We start from the raw sequence: 21,926 nt of genomic DNA, 5'->3' as shown, positions 1-21,926 counted from the left end.
GTTTCGGGTTCGACGGCCGCCAGCGTCCCTCACCTGCCGGCGAGGGACGTTCTCGCGCACACCATACAACGCAAGCGCGTCGTGCGGAATAGACCGTTCGAACGAGCGCACCCGCTCTGCGTTTCGGCGGAGGCGCAGGCCTCATCACGCGCCGGATGCTGCACCGCAGATTCCCTGGAGACAAAGCCCGAACGGAGGCGTACAGTGTGCCTAGCATCGTCCCGAATGCCGAGAGACGCGCCTGGGAAGCGTCCGAACTCGACGACTGGGAACCCGGCGGTGCATCTGGGAGGGCCCACGGCTACGCCTGTGGGCAGTGGGGGTGTGACCAATGGTCTCACGTGTCTGGGCAGGTGTCGTCGTAGCCTCGGCGCTGGTCGTCGGCCTCGTCGCGGTCACGCCGCCTGAACCGGCCGCGGCTCTGTCGCCCGGCGTTCAGTTCAGCGCCGACGACCTGCCGACGTGGCAGACCGACGGAACGGTGTATGCGCTCGCGCAGTCGGCCGGCAAGGTCGTGGCGGGGGGCACGTTCAGCGAGCTGCGTCCTCCTGACGGAGGTTCGGGTTCGCCGGTCGCCGTGAACGCCCTCGCGATCCTCGACGCCGAGACAGGCGACCCCGACGGCTGCCAGCTGAGTCTCTCACTGGCCGGCGGAACGCCGGCGGTCTATGCGGCCACCGCAGCGCCCGACGGCAACACGGTGTTCATCGGCGGCAACTTCTCGAACGTCGGAGGGGTGTCCACGGGTCGCATCGCGCAGATCGACGTTCGCACGTGCACCGTCACCGGCCTCCGCCTCCCCAGCATCTCCTCGATCGTGCACACGATCGCCGTGAAGGGGACGACGATGTACTTCGGCGGCATGTTCCTCACCGTGGGCGGTGAGGCGCGCCAGCGGTTCGCCGCGGTGGACGTCACGACCGGCGCTCTGCTTCCGTGGACGGCCAACGTCGACGACATCGGCCGAGGGATCGGCGTCTCGCCCGACGGCGCCAAGGTCGCGATCGGCGGAGACTTCTTCTCGGTCAACGGCGCGTCCTCGCACTCGATCGCGATCGTCGACGCGGTGACAGGTGCGAACATCCGCACCTATCCGGCCGGGTTCATCGCGAACAACTCGGTGACCAAGCACATCTTCAGCGCCGACGACGGCAGGTTCTACATCTCGAACGAGGGCACCGGCGGCGGAGTCTTCGACGGACGCGCGGCGTTCTCGTGGGCGACGGGCGACCAGCTGTGGCGCGACACGTGCCTCGGCGCCACTCAGATGACAGTGCAGTATCAGACGACCCTCTACTCCGTGAGCCACGGCCACGACTGCGGGTCGGTGAATGCGCAGCAGGACGGCACGCGTCACTACTTCCTCGCGCAGAGCGCGGCCGACGGCTCGCATTTCGCGTGGGACCCCAAATCGAACGACGGCATCGGCGAGAACATCGGCCCGCGCGCGCTCGTCATCGCGACCGGCAGGTCGACCGGGCAGCAGTTCATGTGGAGCGGCGGTGACTTCACGACGATCAACGGTGCGCCGCAGGACCACCTGACGCGCTTCGGGACCACCGACACCGGCAATCCGCCGGCGCCGACGGTGTCGGCGGTCGCTCAGAGCAGCGGGTCGATCGACGTCCGGATCCGCACCTCGGTGGACGACGACGACTCGAACCTCACGTACCAGGTCTTCCGCAACAACTCGTCGAGCCCGATCTGGAGCGGTGCCGCGTCTTCGGTGTGGTGGAATCGCCCGCAGGTGACGTTCGTCGACACCGATGTGGTCGCGGGGGAGACCTACACCTACCGTGTGCGAGCGACAGACGGCACGAACAGCTCGGTGCTCTCGCAGGTGGCGACCGCCACTGCGGTCGCACCGGAGGCCGATTACGCGGCATCCGTCCGTTCCGACGCGCCGGCGATCTACTGGCAGGGGAACACCTCGGGCTCGTGGTTGCAGGACGGCTCCGCGGCGACGACGAACACCAGCCGCCAAGGGGGCCTGCTCGAGAACGGCGCGGCGAACTCGGCCGACACACCCGTCACCGGCGACCCGAGCGGATCACTCGGCTTCGACGGAGGCGATGACTACGTCTGGCACCAGGGACTGGCCCCGGCGACGACGACGTACAGCGTCGAGACGTGGATCAGGACGACGACCACTCGAGGCGGCAAGATCGTCGGATTCGGAAGCGGTCGCCCGCGCACCGACAGCGGGGCGACGGTGCTCAGCGGCAGTTACGACCGGCACCTCTACATGACCAATACGGGCCGGGTGGTCTTCGGCGCCTACACCGGCTCGACCGTGACCCTGACCTCGCTCGGCGCGCTGAACGACGGGTCGTGGCACCACGTCGTGGGCACGCAGGGCGCGGGGGGTATGGCGCTGTATGTCGACGGAGTCCGCGTGGCGCAGAACTCGAACGCGGCCGCCCAGTCCTACTACGGGGTGTGGCACGTCGGCGGAGACAACCTCTCCGGCTGGCCGAACCGCCCGACGAGCAACTTCTTCGCGGGCACGATCGACGAGACCGCCGTCTACTCGTCGGCGCTCGGCGCGGGCGACGTGGCCGACCACTACGAGGCGGCGGGCCGAGAGCTCGATCTCAACCACGCTCCCGCGGATGCTTACGGCACACGCGTCTTCGTCACAGACCCGACGCTCTACTGGCGCCTCGGCGAAGCATCGGGCACCACTGCCGCCGACGCCGGCCGCTTCGGCACCTACCCCGGGACGTACCGGACCGGCGTCACCAAGGGTCAGCCGGGCATCATCCCCGGCGACACGGCGGTGACGACCCCCGGCACGCAGCAGGGCACGGTCGCCACGCAGGCCACGCTCACGCCCCCGGCGGCCTTCACGGCTGAGATCTGGTTCAACACGACGACCGCCGGCGGCAAGCTGTTCGGATTCGAGAACGCACAGACCGGCAACGGCACGAACTACGACAAGCACCTGTACATGACCGCGGGCGGCAATCTCGTCTTCGGCTCATGGGCCGGTTCCGCGGCAGTCGTGAGCAGTCCGCTCGGCTACGCCGACGGCACGTGGCACAGCGCGGTGGGGGTCCTGGACTCCTCCGGCCGGAAGCTCTACGTCGACGGCGTGCTCGTCGCCCAGAGCAGCGTGACCGGCGCGGATACGGCGAGCGGCTACTGGCGGATCGGCGGCGGCAACCTCAGCAGCTGGCCCGGCGCGACCTCGAACTTCTACTTCCGCGGGGCGCTGGACGAGTTCGCCGTGTACAACGGCGGCCTGAGTGCCAACGAGATCGCCCGCCATTACGCGCTCGGTGTACAGGACGTCGCGTCCCCGAGCACGCCGTCCGGGCTCACCGCCACCCACGGCTCCGGCGGCGTGGCCGTGTCGTGGACGGCATCCGCCGACAACACCGGCGTGCTGGAGTACCGCGTCTACCGGGGTACGTCGGCCGACTTCACCCCCGACGCCGACTCGTTCGTCGCGACCACGGCGACGACCTCGTACCTCGAGGACGCTCCCGCGCTGGGTACCTACTACTACCGGGTGACCGCGGTCGACGGCGCCGAGAACGAGAGCCTCCCGTCGGCGCCCAGGCAGCTCCTCGTCACCGACATCGACGCCCCGACGGCACCCGCCAGCCCGGCTGCCACGCAGGCGGGGGCGAATGGCGCGACCGTCACGTGGGCGCCGTCCGCGGACAACGTCGATGTGATCGACTACCTGGTCTACAGGGGGGATGCCGCGGGCTTCGCCATCGCCGACGGAACGCTGGTCGGCACGGTCGGCAGCACCTCGTTCAGCGAGAGCGGACTCTCCGCGGGCGCACACTACTATCGCGTCGTCGCGCGAGATGCGGCCGGCAACGTCAGTCAGCCCTCGGACACCGCGACGCTGACGATCGTCCCGCCGGATGTGACCGCCCCGAGCTCACCCGGCGGCTTCACGGCGACGCTGTCCAGCGGAACCACCGTGACGCTCTCGTGGAACGCCTCGACCGATGACCGCGGCGTCACCTCCTACGTGGTGTACCGGAGCCTCGTCGCGGACTTCACGCCGAGCGCCGGCAGCCGGATCGCGGAGGTCACGACGCCGGGTCACGTGGATACGGGGCGTGCCGCCGGCACGTGGCACTACAAAGTGACCGCACAGGATGCCGCAGGCAACGTCAGCGCTCCATCGTCCGCGTCGGTGACCATCCAGCCGCCTTCGCAGGCGGTCGAGGTGACCCTCACGCCCACCGAGGACGCGATGGTCGCGCAGGCGGCCCCGACGACCCTGTACGGCTCGTCGAACCAGCTGTCGGCGCGGGGCACCAACGGAACGATCGAGTCGTTCATCCGACTGCAGCTGCCGGCCGCGCCGGCAGGCACGGTGCTGACGAGCGCCGTGTTGTCGGTCCGCACATCGAACGACAGCACCGCCGCGACGACGGACTCTCCTCAGTTCCGCCTGGTGACAGGCGCCTGGACGGAGGGCGCCGTCAACTGGAACAACCGTCCGACCACGACCGCGACCGGCGTGCTGGGCACTCTCACGGGTGCGACAGCGCTCAACGCCGCCTACACCGTCAGCCTCGGCGCCGACGGACTGTCGTCCTTCCTGGGGCAGACGGTGACCCTCCGCATGTCGGGCACGAACAGCGACAACATCCGCCTGTGGTCCGCGGAGGCGTCGACGGCGTACCGGCCATCGTTGCGGCTGACTTTCACGCCCGCCTCCGGCCCGGACACGCAGGCGCCGACGGTGCCGACCGGGCTCGCGACCTCCGTCGCCGGCAACGCGAACGTGACCGTCACCTGGTCGCCCGCGGCGGACGACGTCGGCGTGACCGGCTACACCGTGTACCGGGGGACGAGTGCGGGCTTCGCGCCGGACGCCTCCTCGAAGATCGCCGACGTGACGACGCCGTCGTACACGGACAACGGCCGGACAGCGGGCGTCTGGTACTACAAGGTGACGGCGCGGGACGCGGAGAACAACGTGAGCGCGGCGTCTGCGAGCGTCTACGCGACCATCCTCGCCAACGGCGGCACCCCGGTCGAGATCACGGTGCCGATCACCGACGACGCCATGGTCGCGCAGTCGTCCCCGACGACGCTCTACGGCACGTCGAATCAACTTTCGTCGCGCGGCACCGGCGGTGCGATCGAGTCGTTCCTCGCCGTCCCGCTTCCGGCGGCTCCCGCGGGCACCGCTCTCACGGGCGCCGTCCTCTCGGTCCGCACGTCGACCGACGGCACGGCGGCCTCCGTGGGCGCGCACGAGTTCCGTCTGATGTCCGGAGCGTGGACGGAGGCCACAGTGACCTGGAACAACCGCCCGCTGACCGCCACATCGGGGGTCCTGGGCAGTCTCACCGGCGCGACGGCCACCAACACCGCCTACACCGCCGCGCTGACCACGGGCCCTCTCGCATCGGCCCTCGGCCAGACCGTGACCCTCCGGATGTCGAGCGCGGGCGCTGACAACCTCCGGCTCTGGTCGGCGGAAGCGACGTCGGCGACATACCGTCCGTCCGTGAAGCTCACCTTCACACCCGTCGCCGGCCCCGACACGGAGGCGCCTTCGGTGCCGACGGGTCTCAGTGCGTCCGTCACGGGCAACGCCGACGTCGGGCTCACCTGGAGCGCATCCACCGACGACAGCGGTGTGACCGGCTACACGGTCTACCGCGGGACGGCTGCGGACTTCACGGCCGACTCGTCGTCCCGGCTGTCCGACGTCACCAACCCCTCGTACACCGACAGCGGGCGTCCGACGGGCACCTGGTATTACCGGGTGACCGCGCGGGATGCCGCCGGCAACGTGAGCGCGGCTTCGTCCGCCGTCTCGGCGACCATCACTCCACCGGTCGTGCCCCCCGTCGTGCAGGCAGTCGTGACCAGCGCCGACACCATGGTCGCCGCGAGCAACGCCGCGGGGATGTACGGCACGACCAACCAGCTGTCGTCCCGGTTCACCACGGGTATCGAGTCGTTCATGTCGTTTGCGCTTCCTGCCGCACCGGCAGGGATGCAGCTGGCGTCCGCCTCACTGTCGGTGCGAACGTCCACCGACTCCACCGCGGCCTCCGCCGACACCCATGTGCTCCACCTGATGTCCGGGCCATGGGATGAGGCGACCATGACGTGGAACAGCCGTATCACGCAGACCTCGTCCGGTGTGATCGGTCAGCTGGCGGGTGCCGGCGCCACCAACACCGCTTACGCCGTGGTCATCCGGGCAGCCGATCTCGCAGGGCTGTCGGGTCAGACGATCACGATGCGGATGTCGAGCACAGCGGGGACGGACAACGTGCGGATCTGGTCGCGAGAGGCCGCCAACGCGTCGTATCGCCCGACACTGACGCTCACCTACACGGCGGTGCCGTAGAGCCCGCAGATCGCCGAGACGGCAGCGCCTCGGCGGCCGGGGCGCCAGGGAACAACGGGAGGTGAAGCGATGGCCCCGTCTCCGATGTCGCGGCGTGGCTTCCTCATCGGCGGGCTGTCGACCGTGGTCCTGGCCGGCTGCTCTGCGCCGCCCCGCGCGAGCAGGAGCCCGTCCCAGGCGATCCCCGCTTCTCCCTCTCCTTCGGGCGCGCCCTCACCCTCGCGCGCACCCATCCCGCTCGACGTCCGCGAGCTCATCAGCCGGCCGAGGTTCTACGTCGGTCACCGCGGCAGCGGCGACAACTGGCCGGAGCACACTCTCGCCGCCTATCGGAACTCGCTGCAGGCGGGCGCCGAGGCGATCGAGATCTCGGTGTGCTCGACCTCGGACGGCGTGCTGATCTGTCACCACGATCTGTCCGGAGAACGCGTGCTGGGTGTCGACAGGAAGATCGCCGACATGACCTGGAGCGAGGTGAGCGCACGTTCTGTGGACGCCAGGAGCTGGCTGGGCGTCAACACTCCTCTGGAGCCCGTCTCGAGGCTCGAGGACGTCCTGCGGGAGATCGGCCCGGACACGCTGGTGTTCATCGAGGACAAGCAGGGGACGAACACGCTTCAGCTCCTGGACACCCTCGATGCTCAGCCCCGGGCGACGCAGCGCTTCGTCTGGAAGCAGTGGGCGCCGGCCTCACAGGTGCGCGCTGCGAAGGAGAGAGGCTATTGCGCGTGGGGATACTTCGACGTGGAACAGATCGATCGGCTGGATGAGTTCGCGACGACTTTCGACATCCTGGGCGTGCCGGTGTCGATGCCGGACGAAGTGATCAGGCAGGTCGTGGCCACGGGGATCCCGCTGATGTGCTGGGAGGTGCGGTTCCACGACGATGTGGAACGGCTCGCGGGCCTCGGAGTCGCCGGGCTGATGTGCTCCAACGTGGGCTACCTCGTCGACGGCAGGCGTGCCGACCGGGACACCTTCGCCACCGGCCGACGAGCGCCCGGCGATCTTCCTACGGCGATCGCCGCGCTCGGCTGGTCTTCTCAACCCTCGTTCGTCCCGGACCGGGCAGCCCTCCGCATCCAGCAGATGGATCCGACCAGCTACCTGATGGGTTCATTGGCCGTTCCAGGAGGGGCGCTGAGCCGTCTGGATCTGACGATCGTCTGGCCGGATGCCGTTCCTCCCCGCGGCGCCGCCGGCGTGGTGTTCGCCTTGAACGGCGACGCGCCGGGAGGGCAGGGCGGGCGGGGCGACGCCGACGGCTATCAGTTCTCGCTTCACGCCGACGGCACGATCGCCCTCGCTCGCTGCAAGCGCGGCGTCACCGGGCCCGACCTGGCTGCGGGAAGTGTCGACGCGCCGACGGCAGGCGACCCGGTGCGGATTCGGATCGACGTGTCCGACGGCCGGATGCTCGCCACCGCCGACGGCGGTGAACCGATCGAGGCCAAGCTCGCGGAATCGGACGCCAGGGGACCCTGGCTCCGCCTTTTCAAGGACTACGCGTCGAACCAGGCGGTCGAGTTCTCCAAGGTGCGAGTAGTGTCGAGCTGACTGACGGCCCGGCATTCCATTATCGGAATGTACACGTCGCGCCGTCTCCGCCGCCCGGGCGCCGGTGTTAAGGACCCGCGGTCACGCCCGCTTGGGGAACGGGCGTCCACCGTTGATGCCAGCGCCAGTGTGCACCTGACGGGCAGCGGCGGGTGACGACCGCGGATCCAGCTGTTGGCGGCCGGCGACGCCATTGTCGCCGGCCAAGTCTTCTGAGGGAGCATCAGTAGGCCCCCTTCGGTGCGATCATGACTTTCGCCGTACGCCACATGATCATGACGTCGGTGGCGATCGACCAGTTCTCGACGTAGCGCAGGTCCAGGCGCACGCTGTCGGCCCACGAAAGGTCGCTGCGACCGCTGATCTGCCAGAGCCCGGTGATACCGGGCTTGATGTAGAGCCGGCGGTACACGCTGCCGTCGTACGATGTCACCTCGCTCGGAAGCGGCGGGCGAGGGCCGACGATGCTCATGTCACCGCGCAGCACGTTGACGAACTGCGGCAGCTCGTCGATCGAGAACCTGCGCAGGATCGCGCCCACGCGCGTCATCCGCGGGTCGCGCTTCACCTTGAACAGCGGTCCTGCGCCGTCGTTCCGGGCGAGCAACTCAGCGCGCCGCTCCTCGGCGTCGACGACCATGGTGCGGAACTTGAGCATCGAGAACTGGCGGCCGTCGCGGCCGACCCGCAGCTGGTGGAACAGCACCGGGCCGCGCGAGTCGAGTTTGATGGCGATGGCCACGAACGGCGCGATGAGCGCGATCGGGACAAGGGCGAGGAGTGACAGCACCACATCCATCCCCCGTTTGATGGCGTGGATGCCGCCCTCGAACTCGGGGATCTTCACCTGCACGAGCGGCAGCCCATCGAGTGGCCGCAGCGACAATCGGGGTCCTGCCACGTCGGTGAGCCGGTTGCACAGCACCAGCTCGGCCGCACTGCCCTCCAGCTCCCACCCCAGCCGCCGAACGAAGTCGCGGTCGTCGTCCGGGGTGCTCGCAACGATGATGGTGTCGGCACCGGCCTCGCGTCCGTAGGCCGCCGTGAAACGGATCGACCCGATCACGGGGTAGAGATGATCCTCGATGTCGATCGGCTCGAACACGCCGTCCGTCGTCGTCGCCCCGATCACGAGGTAGGCGTGATGAGGGTCGTGCACGAGCTTCTCGATGACGTACTCGACGTCGTCGCGTGTGCCCGCGACGAGGACTCGCGAGACGCACTCGCCGCGTTCGCGCTCGTGGATCAGCCACCTGCGCCAGAGCCAGCGGCTCAGCACGAGGGCGACGAGGCCCACGGGCAGCGCGATGATGAGCTGCGCGCGCAGTCCGGGCAGCTGCGCGAGGATGAAGACGGTCGACAGGATGCCGAACGCGAAGCCCGTCGCATGCCCGATGCGCATGTACTCGGCGGCCCCCGAGCCCACCACGGAGGGCTCCCGCGTGCGGGCGAGCGCCAGGAGCGTCATCCACGCGCAGATGACGAAGAGTCCGATGCGGGCGGGCCCGGCGAGCTGTGCGAAGGGCACGCCCCCGGCGATCTCGAAGACGATCGCTGCGGCGGCGGCCGCGGTGATGCAGACCACATCGGTCGCGATCAGCCGTCGCCGGTAGCGCCGCTCCCAGAGGTGGCGGCGCTCCAGCGACGGCTGCGCGCGAGGGGCGATCGCGTCGGGGAGGACATCCAGAATCGGGCGCGTCGGAGTTGGGCGTCGAAGGAGCGTTCGGGTCACTCCTCCGGCGCCCGTCGGCGCCGCTTCGATCGCGGTCGGCTTCAGGCCGCGGTCCACCGCGCGCACGATGACGCGTCCCTAGCAGACATGTACTTCCCCAGAAGCCCGCACGACGGCATGCCGAGCAGGCCATTCCACCCCAGTGCGCAGACCCGGCCGGGTTGTCGGGTCGTGGGATCGCTCGATTCGGGTTCGAACTCCCCTGCGCCCTGTAAATGTACTGCGGCCGCCCGTCGATCGGAAGACTTTGGTCCCGAAAACCTTGACAAGACTTAATTCGAACCGGTATTGCGCGGTGTGCCGCAGTCTCGCCTCAGCCGATGAGGTTCACCAGCGCGTCGAGGCCCATGCCGTAGTTGATGCGCACCGTCGGCAGCGCGAGCTTGTCGGTGCCGATCGTGACGTAGCCGGGCTCGATGGTGCGTGCCATCTCCCAGCCCGCCTGTCGGAGGCCTTCCTTGGCGGTATCGCTGTAGTGGCCGAACGGGTAGGCCATGATCTCCTTGACGCCGAGCACGCCGTACGAGGCCTCCATGTCGGCGACGATCTCGGGCACGCCGAGGTTTGTGATGAGACCGTCGCCGTTGGCGCCCGCGCGGTGCATGTCGTGGGTGTGCGACCGGCGCAGCACGTACATGTTCGGCGGCGGATCCTGCCGGTACGCCGTGATCATGAACGATGTCGCGAGCACCTTGTACGTGGAGACCACCGGCACGGCGAGGTCGAACCACGTCTGGTCGGCGTCGTCGTCGGTGACGATCACCGAGTGGTTCGGCAGGAACAGCCGCCCGTCGATGAAGGCCGACAGCTCGTCCCAGGTCGGCAGGTAGAAGCCCGTCGTCGCGATGTGGTTCACGTGCGCGTCGAAGTCGCCGATGTACGCGTAGTTGCCGCGCAGCCATCCGCTCTCGCCCTCGGGGTCGGCGGTGAACTGGTGGTACATGAGGATCGGGATGCGGGCGTCCTCCGCCGCGTTCTGCTCGGGGCTCATCCACGCGCCGTGGAGCGTCACACGGCGGTCGGTGCACACGACGGGTTCGGACCCGTTCACGCGTCCCGGGATGGCGAAGGCTGCGGCATCCGCCGGCGTCGCGTACCACCCGGCGAAAACGAGCCCGTCGCGCGCGGGAATCGGCAGGCCCGTATACAGGGCGCCCTGCGTCTGGAGCATCGGGGCGTCGCCGATGCCGTCGCCGGTGAAGCTCACCGCGCAGGCGGCGGGATCCGTGGCCGTGCCCAGCAGCTGCTCCTCGGGCGTGAGCGGGGTCTGTTCGGGAACGGGCGTCGCGTCGGGCGAGGCGGCGTGTGTGACGACCGCGGCATCCGGTTCGCGACTCTCGACGCCGGCCCGCGCGAATCCGATCGCCGCCACAATACCGCCGATGGCGGCGAGCACGACGACGGCGCCGGCGACGCCCACGAACAGGCGCCGGCGGCGCACCCGCGCGGACGGCCGCGCGGGACCTGTGTTGAATGTGGCCATACGACTCCCCCAAGAGTCCGGACCGCGCGTCCCCCACGCTTGGCCCCTGAGGGGATGGTAGCGGGATGCTGCCGCCGGGGCCCGCGGAAAGCGCCGGTTGTGGAGAACGCGGTTGTGACGCATGCGCGGTCAGTCGCTACGCTCGGATGCCGTGCTGCCCCTGGACTGGATCGAACATCGTCGTGCCGACGGTGAGCTGCTGGGATGGATGCTCGCCGACGGCGAGGGCTTCCGCGTCTTCGACCTGCTCGGGCGGGAACGCACGTCGGCCGAAGACGACGGCGCCATCGACTGGCTGACCGGCGAGGAGCTGCTCGACGAGCTCGGAATCGGCTACCTCGCCGATCAGTGGACGCTGTGCCTCCCGGACGGTGCGGAGCGACCCGTGCGCATCGCCGAGGTCAGCGCGCGGGGGATCACCGTCGTCGCCGACGAGTTCGGCGCGGCATCCGTCGTCGGCGCCGATCCGGAGCGCTTCCGCGTGCCGTTCCCGGTGACCGACGAGCTCAGACCGCGCTGACGGCTCGCGCCCCCCGCCGCCCGGAAACGCGACGCTGCCCGGCGACCGAAGTCACCGGGCAGCGTCCGGAGAGGTCAGGCGTCAGCTGAACGTGCCCGTGAGGGCAGCGATCGCCTGTGCCAGGTCGGACTCGGCCGCCAGGCCCGACTTGCGCGCGGCGTTGGCCAGGTGGTCGACGACCGACTGGTTGTTGCCCTTGGCGGCGAGCATCTCTGCCTTGTCGAGGTGCCCGCGCACATCGGTCAGGGCCGTGCCCGTGAGCGTTCCTGCGCGCTCAGCCTGATCGACGTACGACCGCACCACCGAGAAGCTGGGCGCGTGCTCGTACCGCGGCTGGGCCTGTGCGTTGAACAGGTCGACCGTGTACTCGCCCGCGGCGGCGATCTCGTTGGCGCTCAGCTGCGCGCTCGGCTGCAGTGCGAGGCTGTCGAACCCGCGGCCGATCTCGTTGCCGAAGACGTTGCCGTTGTACCAGTACGTCGACCAGTAGCCGCCCGTCACGAGACGCGTCGCGTCGTTCGGGCCGCGGTCGAAGTACGCGATCTCGACCGGGTTGGCGCTGTCGGTGAAGTCGAACACCGACAGGCCGCCCTGGTACCAGGCCTGCACCATGATGTCGCGTCCGGGCACCGGGATGAGTGAGCCGTTGTGCGCGACGCAGTTCTCCTGCGCCGTCTGGATCGCCGGCATCTTGTAGTAGCTCGCGAACTGCAGCTTGCCGTCCACGATGTCGAAGATCGCGTTGGCGCCCCAGTTCTTCGGGTCCTCCGCGCGGCAGCGCGGCGAGCTTCCGCCGCCCCACTCGTCGGTGAAGACGACCTTGGTGCCGTCGTTGTTGAACGTCGCCGAGTGCCAGTACGCGAACCGCGGGTCGGTCACGGCATCCAGGCGCACCGGGTTCACCGGGTCGCTGATGTCGATCAGGATGCCGTTGCCCTCGCACGCGCCGGCCGCGAGGCCGATCTCGGGGTAGGCCGTGATGTCGTGGCACGCATCCGTTGCGGAAGTGCTCTGGAGCCCTTCGCCGTGGCTGCCGCCCGGCCACAGGCCCGCAGGGCTGCCGCTCTCGGCGACGAACAGGCGCGCCTCGTTCACGACGGCCGCGGAGGCCGGGTCGGCGAGCGGAACCTTGATGACCTCGACCTGGAAGCGGGCGGTGTCGATCGGGTTGCCGTTGGCGTCCAGGTAGGCCGCCTCGGTGTTGGCGTTCGTCGGGTTGACGCAGCCTTCGAGCGCCGTGGTCGTCGTGCGGACGCCCGCGGTGCCCGACACGTAGACGTACACGTTCTCGGCGTCGTCGGGGTCTTCCACGACGGTGTGGGTGTGCGATCCGCGGCACGTCTGGACCGCGGCGACCTGCACCGGGCTCGTGATGTCGGAGATGTCGAACACGCGCACGCCACGGAAGGTCTGCGGGTCGGTCGCGGGCACCGAGACGGTGCCGCAGTCGAGGCGGCCGGGGCCGGACTCGACCGACATGAACAGCAGGTCGCCGAAGACCGAGACGTCGCCCTGGCCGCCGGGGCAGACGAAGGTGCCGTCGAGGGTCGGGGCCGCCGGGTCGGAGATGTTGTAGATCTGGAAGCCGTAGTAGTTCCCGGCGATCGCGTAGTCGCCGGTGAAGGCCAGGTCGGAGTTGGTGGTGAACGGCGAGGTCTTCTGCTGCGCCGACAGGAGGGCGATGTTGCTCGCCGCCTGCTCCGCGTCGTGCAGGCCGGCGGCCAGGCCTTCTCGGGGGTCGGAGTCCGGGACATCGGCGAGCGCCGCGGTCGCCGTCATCATGGAGAATCCGAGCGCCAGCGCGCCGACAGCGGCGAGCGTGCGGGTCCTCCAGTGTGATCTGTGGGGAGATCGTGTCGTCATGCGGGGATGGCCTTCCAAATCAGCATTGCATCATCGATATGTCGGTTTGTTCCTCAGGCCGAAGTGCATTCCGCGCCGTCTGGGGGCGACACCGATCGCACTTCGCATACTGCATGCGTATGCAGTTATATGAATGGAACGTATCGGTGCCGCATCAGCCACCGCTACAGAAATCGTTAACTTTCTGTTTCCGTCGCTCGCTTCCGGCCGCTCGGCCGCGCATGATGGAGCAACCCCCCTACGAGAGGTTCGATCATGTCGACGCCGACCCGATTGGTCTCGCTCGGTGCCGCCGCGCTCCTCATCGTCGGGCTCTCCGCCTGCACGGCAGAGCCTGAAGAGGCAGCGCCGCTGCCGACGAGTCCTGTCGTGCAGCTGGGCGCTCCGGGCGAGCCGAACCGGACACTGTCCCCGGAGGAGGCGGCCGGACTCGGCTCGCCGACGTACGTCGAGCAGGACGTGCTCTTCGTGCGCGACATGCTCCACCACCACTCGCAGGCGATCCAGATGACCGGCTACGTCGACGAGCGCACGACGGACGAAGACATCCGCCTGCTCGCCGAGCGCATGAACGTGAGCCAGACCGACGAGATCACCCAGCTCGAGACCTGGCTGCAGACACGGGGCGAACCCGTGCGCGATCCGGACGACTCCCACGCGCACAGCGCGGAGTCGATGCCCGGACTCCTCACCGATGACGAGCTCGCCGAGCTCGAGGCAGCCGACGGCGAGGAGTTCGAGCGGCTCTTCCTCGCGTACATGATCCGGCACCACGAGGGCGCGATACAGATGGTGACCGAGCTCTACGCGGAGGCCGGCGGCCAGGAGTCCGACATCGATGCGTTCGCCCGGCATGTCGAGGCCGACCAGGGCATCGAGATCGCCCGCATGAAGGAGCTCCTCGCCGAGCGCGAGGGCTGATCCCCACGGGGATCGCCCGGCAGGTCCGCCGCGAGACGAGGGATGCCCCCGCGATCCGTGGATCGCGGGGGCATCCGGTGTGCGGCCCGGTGGCCGCGGGCGTCGCCTCAGCTGAAGGTGCCCGCCAGTGCAGCGATCGCCTGCGCCAGGTCGGAATCGGCAGCCGCACCCGACTTGCGCGCAGCATTGGCCAGGTGGTCGAGGACCGACTGGTCATTGCCCTTGGCGGCGAGCGCCTCGGCCTTGTCGAGGTGCCCGCGCACCTCGCTCAGCGCCTTGCCCGTGAGCGTCCCTGCGCGCTCCGCCTGGTCGACGTAGGAGCGCACGACAGCGAAGCTCGGCGCGTGCACGAGCGTCGTCTGCAGCTGGGCGTTGAACTCGCTCAGCTGGATCTCACCGGCCGCCGCGATCTCGTTCGCCGACATCATCGCGCTCGGCGTGAGCCCGAGCGTCTCGAAGCCGCGCGCGATCTCGCTGCCGAGCACATTGCCGTTGTACCAGTACGTCGACCAGTAGCCGCCGAGATTCAACCCGGTCGCATTGGGCTCGTCGATCGGGCCGCGGTCGAGGTAGGCGATCTCGACCGGGTTCGCGGTGTCGGTGAAGTCGATCACCGAGACGCCGCCCTGGTACCAGGCCTGCACGAGGATGTCGCGACCGGGCACCGGAACGATCGACCCGTTGTGGGCGACGCAGTTCTCCTGCGTGGTCTGCACGGCCGGGAGCTTGTAGTAGCTCGCGAACTGCAGCTTGCCGTCGACGATGTCGAACAGGGCGTCGGCGCCCCACTGGGGTTGATCGGTCTCACGGCAGCGCGCTGACGTGCCGCCGCCCCACTCGTCGGTGAAGATGACCTTGGTGCCGTCGTTGTTGAACGTCGCGGAGTGCCAGTACGAGAAGTTCGGGTCGGAGACCGCATCCAGCCGCACCGGGTTCGCCGGGTCGGAGATGTCGATCAGGATGCCGTTGCCCTGGCACGCACCGGCGGCCAGGCCGATCTCGGGGTAGGCCGTGATGTCGTGGCACGTGTTGGTGTTCGGCAACGGGCTGTAGGGCGTGCCCGACGGGTGCAGCGTGCCGGACAACGTGTTCTGCAGACCGTTGAAGGCGCCGGTGTCGGGGTCGGAGAAGATGCGCGGCTGGTTCACGATCGCCGCGGTCGCTGGTGCTGCGAGCGGCACCTTGATGACGTCGATCCGCCACTGCGTGGGGTTGCCCTCCGTGATGGGCGCCTGCGTGTTCGACGACACGCTCTCGCACCCGGCGAGCTCCAGCGGCGAACGCACGTTCGATGTGCCCGAGTTGTAGATGTAGATGTTCGCAGGGTCGTCGGGATCGGTGACGAGCGTGTGCGTGTGCGAGCCGCGGCAGGTCTGCACGCCCGGCAGCTGCACCGGGTTGTCGATGTCGGTGATGTCGAAGATGCGCACGCCGCGGAACCGCTCGAGGTTGACGGCCCCGGGTGCTCCCTGCGTCCCGCAGTCGATGCGGCCGCGGGTCTCTTCGACCGACATGAACAGCAGGTTCCCGTAGACCGATACGTCACCCTGGCCGCCGGGACACACGAACGAGTTCCGCAGCGTCGGGGCCGCGGCATCCGTCACGTCGTAGACCTGGAAGCCGTTGAAGTTGCCGACGACGGCGTGGTCGCCGGTGAAGGCGAGGTCGGAGTTGACGAAGCCGAAGTTGCCCGGAGGGGCGTCGAACGGAGCGACGCGGGGGAGGCTTGCGAGCAGCTCGATGTTGCTCGCGGCGAGGCCGGCGTCGAAGTATCCGGGAGCGAGCCCCTCGCGGGGGTCGTCCTCGGCGGCTGCTGCGGTGGCGCTCATCAGCGACGCGCCGAGCAGGAGGGCTCCTGCTGCGGCGAGCGTGCGCTTGCGCCATCGCGTGGGTTGGCGGGTGAACTTCATCGGTCGTACCCCTCTCACTGCGCTGGAAACGAACACCTCCGGCAGGAGTCCTCGCGCACGACGACGTGCGAGGGGGCAGGCCCTGGGGGAGGCCGTTGATCGGAATCTATCGGGTCGCGGAGCCGCTGGCTAGGACCGGTTACAGCACAATTCGGGTAGGGCCGTCGGTCCCGGCGGAGCGTTCTGCGAACGCGGTCGTCACCCTGGTGAGCGCTGTGCTCACCGAGGTGATGCGTGCTGCGATCGCTCGACGGATGCTGCGAGGGCAGAGCCTGAGACCGCGATGGCGGCGGAGCGCGCGATGGGTGGGCGCACTCCGGGTGGCCGCCCCGCCCGCTCGCTACAGTGAACGCATGACGACGTTCGTGCTCACCGTGGTCGGCGACGACCGGTCAGGACTCGTGGCGGCGGTCGCGGACGTCGTCGGAGACCACGGCGGGAATTGGGAGAACAGCCAGCTCGCCGAGTTGTCGGGCGCCTTCGCCGGCATCATCGAGGTGTCGGTCCCCGCCGAGCGCGCCGAGGAGCTGCGGGCGGCGCTCACCGAGCTCGAGGGTCTACTCAAGGTCACGGTGCACCCCGGCGCCGAAGAGCCGCCGAGAGCCCCGGCCCGCGCGCTCACGCTGCAGGTGATCGGAAACGACCATCCCGGCATCGTCCGCGACATCTCCGCTGTGCTGCGCAACCACGACGTCTCGATCGACCACCTCACGACGCGCACCGCAGAGGCGGCCATGTACGGCGGACGGCTCTTCGAGGCGACAGTCGTCGCCCGGGTTCCGGCATCCGTCGATCTCGATGCCCTCACCGGCGAGCTCGAGCGCCTGGCGACCGAGATCCAGGTCGACGTCACGCTCGCCCCCTGAGCCCCGGGTTGCGGACGAGCCGTTCGCCGGGCTGCGGGTCAGGAGAGGTCGCGGAGGCGCGCGGTGAGGCCGGTGCCGTCGCCCGCACGCCGCTCGTAGCCGACGGCGATGATGAGCAGGACCGCGCCCACGACCGACAGCGTGATCCACCACGGCATCGCCTCGATGCCGCGGCCGATCTGCACCATGAACGCGAGCACGTTCTCGATCGGCAGCACGACGATGCCGATGAGGAACGGCGCGGCGAGGCGCTGGGTGGCGCCGACGAGGATCGCCACGAGTGCGATGGCCATGACGAGGATCGCCCGCCAGGTCCGCGGATCGGTGTAGGTCGCGGCGACCGAGGCGCTCAGCATCGTCACGAGCCCTGGCGCGAGCAGCGGCCACGATCCGGTCCAGCCGGCGGGCCACGCGGTGATCGACCTGATCGGCGCCTCCACCATGGGTCGGCGCAGCGCCAGCGCACCGGCGGTGAGGAGGAACAGGCCGAGGGGCAGCGAGAACCACTCCACGCGCAGGTCGCGAGGACTCCACGCGACCACCGCCGTCACGAACGACACGGCGAACAGGAACCACACCGGTGGCAGCCCGGTCGGCCCGCGGAGGCCGCGGGCCGCGACCGCCACCATCAGCGTCAGGAAGCCGAGCAGCAGCGCCCACATCGTCCAGATGACGAACCAGTCCCGCTCGGTCGCCGGCCAGGTCGCCACACCGAGGATCAGGACGGCCGGAGCGCCGAGCCACCGCGTATCGGCGAGCAGCGACCCCGCGGGCGCGCCTGGGCGCAGGGCGCGCGCCGCGCTCGCCGCAGCCCCGCCGCCGATCAGGCCGAACAGGAGCGCCGCGACGACGACCGGGTCGGTGGGCGCGGTGTCGAGGCCGGTGCTCCACCGCACGCCCTGCGCCGCGGCGGCCGTCGCGGCGACGATGGCGACGGCGAGCGTCGGGGTGCGCAGCGCGCGGAGCCGGCGCACGCGGGGTGCGGACGCGCGCGTGACGATGACGGATGCCGACACCAGCACCCACGCGGCGGCCACCAGTGCGTACGCCCGGGCGGGGAAGCCGGCCTCGATCGAGAGCGCCGGGACTGTGACATCCGTCCGGTCCAGGGCCAGCGCGACCAGCACCGGCACCACCGCGATCGCCAGCCCGGCGGCGTACAGGCCCACGGCGCGGCGACCGCGCGCCGTGAGTACCGCGGCGACGATCGAGGCCCCGAGGGCCGGCGGCAGCAGGTAGGGCTCGAGCCCGGTGACGCCGGCGATGCCCCACGCGCTCCACAGCGCGCCGGTGAACGCCGCGCCGGCGAGCGGCCACGCGTAGCGGCGCGGGGCGGTGAGGGCGGTCGCGGCGAACCCGACGCCCAGGATCAACAGCACGAGCAGGGTCGTCGGCAGCCCGGCCGACGTCCGGACGAGCGAGAGCGCGACGGCGATCGCAGCCGTGAGGAGCGCGGATGCCTCGACAGCCAGCCCTGCGGCGCGCGCCTGCGCGTGCGGCAGCCGGCGGCCGAGCGCGTCGCCGATCAGGTCGGCCGACGCGAGCACGCCGGCGACGATCGCGGCGATGATCGGGAGCACGACCGGCGATCCGCTCATCGGCAGGAGCTGAGCGCCGAGGCAGACCGCCACCACCGCGACGGCGGGCACGAGCGTCGCGGCGGCGAATGTGCGTACGACGACTCCCAGGCCCTCGCGCTTCGTGGTGACGAGGGTGAGCGCCAGGCCGAAGATCACGGCGGTCGACAGCGCCGTCCAGCCGCTCCGCTCGAACACCACCTGCAGCACGCCGATCGCGAAGGGCACCGCCGTCACGACCAGCACGGCGTACCACTCGCGCGACGGCACGCGTCGGGCGAACGTCACCGCGATGGCGACCGCGCCGGCGGCGCACGTGGTGAGGCACACCACGACGAGGGGATCCGCGCCGGCCCGGCCGAGTGCGGTGGCGAGCACCACCAGCGCGTACGCGAATCCGACGCCGACGTGCACGAACCGTGCCGCCCGCGGCACGGTGAGAGCGAGCACGCCGATCGACGCGACGACCGCCGCGCCGGCCCAGACGGTGAGGTCGTCCTCCCGCCACGACAGCACCGCTGCGAACACGACCGCCGCGTGCGCGCCGGCGACGAGCGGCATGCGCACGGCGGCCGAGGCTCCCCGCAGCCCGCTGGTGACGACGGCGCCCGCGGTGACGGCCGCGACGAGCCCGAGCGCGACGCGCGCCCACACCTCGAGTCCCGGCAGCGACAGCACCGTGAGGAAGGCGAGCACCGTGTACCAGGCGCCGAGGAACCCGAGCCATCGCGTGCCGAGCGGCTGCGGCATCCGTTCTCCGCCGGGGTCTGCTGCGAGCGACGTGCCACCCAACGCGGCGTCGACGGGTACGGCGATTCCGCGGCCCGACGCCGCCGGGGTTTGGGGCGCGCCGGGTGCATTCGGGGCGTGCGCCGCGCGCCCCGAATGCACGCTGTGCGCCCCAAACCCGTGGGGGGTGGATGCCGCGACATCGGCTGCGGCCGTGGACACGTGGTCGCGCCGCGTGAGGGCGGCGAACGAGGCGAGCGACAGCGCGAGGGCGGCGAGCCCCGCCGTCAGTCCGATCGCGTTGCCGGGCAGCAGGAACATGCGGTCGGTGGAGGGGCTCGCGAGGGCACCCGCGAGCGACAGGAGCGCCGTGAGCGTCGGGATGGCGGCGATCACTGCGACGACGGCGACCGCGCCGATGAACAGGGCTCCGCGTGCGACGACGCGATGCAGCGGTGTGGCCGCGCCGACGGCGACGAGTCCGACGCCGGCGGCGACGGGGAGCGCCGCGAACCAGGTGCCGACCCCGAGCGGCGGCATCGCGATCGGCAGCACGGTCGTCGCGCCGACGATCGCCGCGCCGGCGACTCCGCTCCAGAGCCGGCCGGCGGGGTGGTGCGCCGAAGCGACGGCGATCGCCGCGATCGACGCCAGGGTGGCGCTCGCCAGGTACGCGGTCGGAACGGCGGTGGCGGCATCCGTCTCCCACACCGTGACCAGTGCGGCGGCCGCGAAGCCGAACTGCGCGACCGTCAGCGTCGTTCGCTCGGCCGTGAGTGGGCCGAACCCGGCGGATCCGCGTGCGGCGAGGGCCACCAGTGCGCTGGCAGCGGCGGCCGACGCGAGGCAGCCCGCGGTGGTGGCGAGCGCCGAGTCCGCGCCCAGGGCGAGCAGGAGCGGAACGAAGGCGAGCGCGAGCAGGCCGGTCCAGAGCCAGGCACGGATGCCGGCGCGCGGGCCGAGCGCCGCGAGCGCGCCGCCCGCGATCAGCGTCGCGAGCGCGGTGAAGACCCAGCCGTTCGACTCCGGCGGCAGCAGCGGAAGCGCCGCGGTGACCGTGAGCGCGAGGAAGACGACGCCGAGGGCGCCGATCGCCTCGGCCGAGAACCGCAGCCCCCGTCGAGCGAGGAGTGCGGAGCCGCCGAGGAATGCCGCCGCGATCGTGCCGATGATCGCCGCGCGCGGCCACGGGTCGGCGAGGTCGGGGTTGAAGAACGTGAACACCACCGCGGCGCCGGCCACGAGCGCCGCCCCGGCCACGGCGAGGACGGACTGCACCGTGGCGGACGCCCGCGCTGCGCCCGCGTACACGTCGCTGGGGCCGGGCGACGGCGAGGCAGCGGAGGCGGCGTGCTGCGGCGCGGTGTCCGCGGCTTCGGTCGCGGCGCTCGCCGGCGTCGAGATCGGGACGAGGGGCACCTGCGCGAGCAGAGCCTGCCGTGCGCGCAGCGCGTCGGCCGCGCTCCGAGACGCCAGCCAGAGGTCGCGGCCGATGGTGCCGGCGAAGTCCGCGCCGCACGCGGGGCAGCGCTGGTCGTCGACGACCCCCGTGGCGCAGACCGGGCAGCGTGCGACATCGAGCAGCTCGGCGATCGCCGTGTCGCTCCAGGCGTGCGTGCGCCGCGCGCTCGCCGTTGCGGCACTCACGCGTCACCCTCTCTCACGGCGATGGCCGCCGGATGGTCGTCGGGCACCCATTCGAGGATGTCGCCCGGCTGACACTCGAGCACCCGGCAGATGGCGTCCAGGGTCGTGAAGCGCACCGCCTTCGCGCGCCCGTTCTTGAGCACCGAGACGTTGGCGGGGGTGATGTCGATCGCCGCAGCGAAGTCGGTGACAGACATCTTCTTCTTCGCCAGCTGCACGTCGAGGGTGATGATGATCGGCATCACACCACCTCCGAGAGGTCGTGCTCGAGCTGCGAAGCTTTCTGAAGCAGTCCGCGCAGCACGACGAGCAGGAGGGAGAGCCCCGCGCCCACCACGATGCCGAGCAGGCACAGCAGGACGATCGATGGCGATCCCGCCGGCGCACTGATGAGGAAGCCGAGGGTCGTGACGATGAGGACCGTGGCGAAGACGACGGCCCACAGGCTGACATCCACCCAGACGAATGCGCGCGGCGTGAAGATGCTGTCGGCGCGCACGAGTGTCAGCAGTCGCCAGACGCAGACGAGCACGACCTGGGCGCAGAGGGTGAAGATCACGCCGATGACGATCCCGGGCACCTCGAGGTAGGCGAGGTACGGGTACATGCCGGCGAGCGATCGCGCCATGCCGGGCAGCACCACCACCTGGCAGAGGAGCAGCAGGCCGATCAGCACGGCGAGGATCGCCTTCAGGACGACGATCGTTGTGGGGCGCATCGGAAACCTATCGATAAACGGCAAGGACCTATCGAGAAACAATAGCCTCGGCATCCGTCT

12 protein-coding genes are annotated in these 21,926 nt (G+C 70.2%); 5 read left to right on the top strand and 7 right to left on the bottom strand.

The genetic code is table 11. The annotated features are described in order from the left end of the window. Positions 1-331 precede the first annotated feature (331 nt). Both B1729_RS01500 and B1729_RS01495 read left to right on the top strand, forming a co-directional pair. Positions 332-6,343: a DNRLRE domain-containing protein gene (locus B1729_RS01500; protein WP_163630326.1), complete on the top strand. Its 6,012-nt coding sequence runs from the start codon at positions 332-334 to the stop codon at positions 6,341-6,343. Between the two features lie 69 nt (positions 6,344-6,412). Beyond that, positions 6,413-7,900, top strand: a complete 1,488-nt coding sequence (locus B1729_RS01495) for a glycerophosphodiester phosphodiesterase (RefSeq protein ID WP_163630325.1) — start codon at positions 6,413-6,415, stop codon at positions 7,898-7,900. A 223-nt stretch (positions 7,901-8,123) separates the two neighbouring features. Here B1729_RS01495 and B1729_RS01490 read toward each other — a convergent pair whose 3' ends face one another. Continuing rightward, the gene (locus B1729_RS01490) at positions 8,124-9,689 is read right to left on the bottom strand and encodes a sugar transferase (RefSeq protein WP_239525636.1); all 1,566 of its coding nucleotides are present in this window, start codon (positions 9,687-9,689) and stop codon (positions 8,124-8,126) included. A gap of 256 nt (positions 9,690-9,945) precedes the next feature. Further along, positions 9,946-11,115 (bottom strand): polysaccharide deacetylase family protein, encoded by a 1,170-nt coding sequence (locus B1729_RS01485; RefSeq protein ID WP_163616609.1) that lies wholly within the window; start codon positions 11,113-11,115, stop codon positions 9,946-9,948. Between the two features lie 121 nt (positions 11,116-11,236). On the opposite strand from B1729_RS01485, the gene B1729_RS01480 reads away from it, so the two are divergent. Then, complete coding sequence (locus B1729_RS01480; protein ID WP_163616611.1) at positions 11,237-11,635, top strand: hypothetical protein; 399 nt, start codon at positions 11,237-11,239, stop codon at positions 11,633-11,635. An 81-nt stretch (positions 11,636-11,716) separates the two neighbouring features. Here the strand turns inward: B1729_RS01480 and B1729_RS01475 are convergent, their stop codons facing one another. After that, positions 11,717-13,417 carry a hypothetical protein gene (locus B1729_RS01475; protein WP_204259985.1) on the bottom strand — a complete coding sequence of 567 codons (1,701 nt, stop codon included), beginning with the start codon at positions 13,415-13,417 and terminating at the stop codon, positions 11,717-11,719. A gap of 336 nt (positions 13,418-13,753) precedes the next feature. Between B1729_RS01475 and B1729_RS01470 the strand changes: the two genes are divergently transcribed. Next, positions 13,754-14,419 (top strand): DUF305 domain-containing protein, encoded by a 666-nt coding sequence (locus B1729_RS01470; protein ID WP_163616615.1) that lies wholly within the window; start codon positions 13,754-13,756, stop codon positions 14,417-14,419. A 107-nt stretch (positions 14,420-14,526) separates the two neighbouring features. Here B1729_RS01470 and B1729_RS01465 read toward each other — a convergent pair whose 3' ends face one another. Continuing rightward, the gene (locus B1729_RS01465; RefSeq protein ID WP_163630323.1) at positions 14,527-16,329 is read right to left on the bottom strand and encodes a DUF4398 domain-containing protein; all 1,803 of its coding nucleotides are present in this window, start codon (positions 16,327-16,329) and stop codon (positions 14,527-14,529) included. Between the two features lie 353 nt (positions 16,330-16,682). Here B1729_RS01465 and B1729_RS01460 point away from each other — a divergent pair, with 353 nt between their 5' ends. Further along, positions 16,683-17,195: an ACT domain-containing protein gene (locus tag B1729_RS01460; protein WP_163616618.1), complete on the top strand. Its 513-nt coding sequence runs from the start codon at positions 16,683-16,685 to the stop codon at positions 17,193-17,195. A 38-nt stretch (positions 17,196-17,233) separates the two neighbouring features. Here the strand turns inward: B1729_RS01460 and B1729_RS01455 are convergent, their stop codons facing one another. The 3 genes from B1729_RS01455 to B1729_RS01445 are packed head-to-tail and all read right to left on the bottom strand — an operon-like array spanning position 17,234 to position 21,866. Then, positions 17,234-21,148 carry a hypothetical protein gene (locus B1729_RS01455; protein WP_163630321.1) on the bottom strand — a complete coding sequence of 1,305 codons (3,915 nt, stop codon included), beginning with the start codon at positions 21,146-21,148 and terminating at the stop codon, positions 17,234-17,236. Beyond that, on the bottom strand, positions 21,145-21,390 hold the full coding sequence (locus B1729_RS01450) for a helix-turn-helix transcriptional regulator (protein ID WP_163616622.1): 246 nt from the start codon (positions 21,388-21,390) through the stop codon (positions 21,145-21,147). The genes B1729_RS01455 and B1729_RS01450 overlap by 4 nt, the downstream gene beginning before the upstream one ends. Next, a complete protein-coding gene (locus tag B1729_RS01445; protein WP_163630319.1) occupies positions 21,390-21,866 on the bottom strand; it encodes a DUF2975 domain-containing protein in 477 nt (158 codons plus the stop codon). The genes B1729_RS01450 and B1729_RS01445 overlap by 1 nt, the downstream gene beginning before the upstream one ends. Positions 21,867-21,926: the final 60 nt, after the last annotated feature.

It is taken from the genome of Microbacterium sp. B35-04, from assembly GCF_010634885.1.
Lineage (GTDB): Bacteria > Actinomycetota > Actinomycetes > Actinomycetales > Microbacteriaceae > Microbacterium.
Note: the sequence above shows the minus strand (reverse complement) of the source record. Positions and strands in the feature narration are given on the sequence as shown.